At 70.4% G+C, this 1,646-nt stretch carries 3 protein-coding genes; 2 read left to right on the top strand and 1 reads right to left on the bottom strand.

What is annotated here, in order from left to right; translation table 11 throughout:
- On the top strand, positions 1 to 685 hold a 685-nt coding region (locus FNH05_RS37045; RefSeq protein ID WP_144593486.1), incomplete at its 5' end, for an MFS transporter.
- A gap of 21 nt (positions 686 to 706) precedes the next feature.
- Here the strand turns inward: FNH05_RS37045 and FNH05_RS37040 are convergent.
- The gene (locus tag FNH05_RS37040) at positions 707 to 1,147 is read right to left on the bottom strand and encodes a YybH family protein (protein WP_144593485.1); all 441 of its coding nucleotides are present in this window, start codon (positions 1,145 to 1,147) and stop codon (positions 707 to 709) included.
- Positions 1,148 to 1,325: 178 nt separating this feature from the next.
- Here FNH05_RS37040 and FNH05_RS37035 point away from each other — a divergent pair.
- Positions 1,326 to 1,646 (top strand): sigma factor (locus FNH05_RS37035; RefSeq protein ID WP_281287671.1); only part of this gene is annotated, 321 nt, incomplete at its 3' end.

Genomic DNA, 1,646 nt, shown 5'->3' with positions numbered 1-1,646 from the left:
GAGCTGGCGCCAGACGATGTGGCTCGTGGCCGCCCTCGGCGTGGTCGCGGCCACCGGGATCGCGCTCGGCCTGCCCCCGGTCCCCTCCCCGCCGCCGACCCGGCTGGCGGAGCGGCTGGCCCCGGCGCGGGACCGCGCGGTGGCCCTGATCCTCGCCGCCACGCTCGCCCTGTTCACCGGGATCTACCTCGTCACGATCTACCTCAGCGTGATCATGGCGCCCGCGACCGGCGGCGACGGTGGCAGGCTCACCGTGCTGTTGTTCGCCTCCGGTTGCGCGGGCACGCTGGCCAACCTCGTCACCGGGCGGTGGACGGACCGGTTCGGGCCACGGCGAGTGCTCACCGGCGCGAGCGTCCTCGCCATCGCCGACTTCGCGCTGATGCCGTGGGCCTCCTCGCTGTTCGCCACCGCACTGGCCGCCGCGATCGTCTACGGGCTCGCCTCCTGGAGCACGATGGTTCCCCAGCAGCACCGCCTCATCGCCGCGGCCCCGGCCGCCGCGTCACTGGTGGTGTCACTGAACGCCTCGACCGTGTACGTCGCCGTGGCGCTGGCCGGTGCGCTCGGCGGCGCCGCCCTGCACGTGCTGCCCGCCGCCTTCCTGCCCTGGCTCGCCGCGGTGTTCCTGCTCCTCGGCCTCGGCGCGACCCTCTACAGTGGACCCGGTCGAAGTCGCACGTGATCAGCCCGCTCCCGCGGCCCGTCAGGGCTCGAGGTCGGTCACTCCCTTGCCGCTGGCGATGTCGAGCGGCACGGAAGCCTGGTCGTGCACGATCAGCCAGTCACCGTCGATCTTCCGGAAGCAGAAGGTGGCGCGGACCCACATGCCGCTCGTCGCCGTCCCGTTCGGCAGTGTGCCGCTGAGCCGGCCGAAGCAGTGTCCGAAGGCGACCTTCTCGTCCACGGTGAGCGTCAGGTCGCGAACCTCGTAATCCACCTCCCGGAAGAACGTGAACGCATTCGTCCAGTTCTTCAGTTTCGCCTCCACCCCGACGTGCTGCAGCGGCGGCTCGACGTCGAAGGACACGACGTCCGGTGCGTAGAGCCGGCTCAGGCCCTCGAGGTCCTTGGCCCGGATTCCCTCGACTATCTTGTCGACCTGCCGCCTGATCGTGGCTTCGTCCACCTCGTGTTGCGCTGGCATGGCTACCTCGTTCCTTTCCTTCGGCATGGAATTCCGGCTTCTCGCTGATACGACAACGCAGCGTCCCGTGATGTCAGGCGACGGCTGCCGCGGAAGCGGGACGCGACGGCCTGACAATCGCGTGCGCCGGCTCGTCGGACCGGCGAGGGCAGAACCGACCCAGGGAGCATCCGAAACCATGACCCCCCACTCCGCACCCGGACACGACCGATCCGACGCAGGCCTGAACGCGATCATCGGCGAGCGACGTCAACTGATCAGTCTCGCCTACCGGCTCCTCGGCTCCCTGGCCGAAGCCGAGGACACCGTGCAGGAGACCTACGCCCGCTGGTACGCACTGTCCCAGCAGCAGCGGGATGCCATCGAGTCGCCCGGGGCCTGGCTGACGACGGTCGCCAGTCGCATCTGTCTGGACCTGCTCGGCTCGGCGCGGGCCCGGCGCGAGCGCTACGTGGGCGAATGGATCCCCGAGCCGCTGCCCGGCCGCACCGAGTGGATC

The organism is Amycolatopsis rhizosphaerae (genome assembly GCF_007713715.1).
Lineage (GTDB): Bacteria > Actinomycetota > Actinomycetes > Mycobacteriales > Pseudonocardiaceae > Amycolatopsis_E > Amycolatopsis_E rhizosphaerae.
Note: the sequence above shows the minus strand (reverse complement) of the source record. Positions and strands in the feature narration are given on the sequence as shown.

Excerpts from the sequence above, each read along its gene's own strand:
- FNH05_RS37040 (WP_144593485.1), bottom strand. The coding sequence starts at position 1,147 with ATGCCAGCGCAACACGAGGTGGACGAAGCCACGATCAGGCGGCAGGTC.